The organism is Alphaproteobacteria bacterium, from assembly GCA_024244705.1.
Classification (GTDB): Bacteria; Pseudomonadota; Alphaproteobacteria; order JAAEOK01; family JAAEOK01; genus JAAEOK01.
The window spans coordinates 1-672 of sequence record JAAEOK010000016.1 but is presented as its reverse complement, the minus strand read 5'-3'; the positions used below and the strand labels follow the sequence as shown (position 1 = coordinate 672).

At 55.2% G+C, this 672-nt stretch carries 2 protein-coding genes; both read right to left on the bottom strand.

Annotated elements, in window-relative coordinates; genetic code table 11:
• Window positions 1-123: 123 nt before the first annotated feature.
• Window positions 124-414, bottom strand: a complete 291-nt coding sequence (locus GY791_01415) for a hypothetical protein (protein ID MCP4327083.1) — start codon at window positions 412-414, stop codon at window positions 124-126.
• Window positions 411-608: a hypothetical protein gene (locus GY791_01410; GenBank protein ID MCP4327082.1), complete on the bottom strand. Its 198-nt coding sequence runs from the start codon at window positions 606-608 to the stop codon at window positions 411-413. Before GY791_01410 ends, GY791_01415 begins: the two co-directional genes overlap by 4 nt.
• Window positions 609-672 lie beyond the last annotated feature (64 nt).

The following is a 672-nucleotide window of genomic DNA, read 5'->3' as shown; positions in this document are numbered from 1 at the left end:
TTGATAATCGTATTCAGTTTTACGTACATCTGGCGCGACCTGAAGTCCGTCAGGTATTTCGGCCTGTGCATAACCACTATCGCGGCTGCATACTCGACACCGGCCGCGAAGCCTTCGTCGAATTTAGCCATCCAGTTTTGATCCCACCTCTGCAGCCAATGCTGCGTAGCCGCACTTGTCGACGTAGTTATCGATCTTTGGGGCGCCAGTCTTGATACGTGACGTCTTGAGTAGGTCCATCATGATAGCTACGTCATGGGCGTCAAGTGAGCGCCCTGGGGCGAGTCGGTCATCTATCCACCAGGTCCAGACCTCGGCAATTGAGTCGCAGCACTCAGTGGCGTCACCATAGTCGTCGTGGCGATCTCCGGTCACGAGCCCGGTCGCCATCTTCAGAACTTCTTCTTTCTTCATGAGCTGGCCTTCTCTGCTGCGCCGTAAGCCTCTCTGCAGATCTCTAGGGCGTTCATGAGCTCTCCTGCGTTCACGACCACCTGGACGCTCTGGTTCCATGGGCGGTCGTCGCAACAAAATGACTTCGCCACATCAGCGAAGGGCTCTAGTGCCTCAACAAGGCGCTCGAACTGTAGCCGCTCTTCTCTCGTCATGATCCGTCCTCCGGTATGGTGAGAATGTGCCCACACTTCGTTGTGTGGTATTCGAATATCCGGT

What these genes read in the sequence shown, in the direction of transcription:
- GY791_01410 (MCP4327082.1), bottom strand. Translation starts at nt 608, where the DNA reads ATGACGAGAGAAGAGCGGCTACAGTTCGAGCGCCTTGTTGAGGCACTA.
- GY791_01415 (MCP4327083.1), bottom strand. Translation starts at nt 414, where the DNA reads ATGAAGAAAGAAGAAGTTCTGAAGATGGCGACCGGGCTCGTGACCGGA.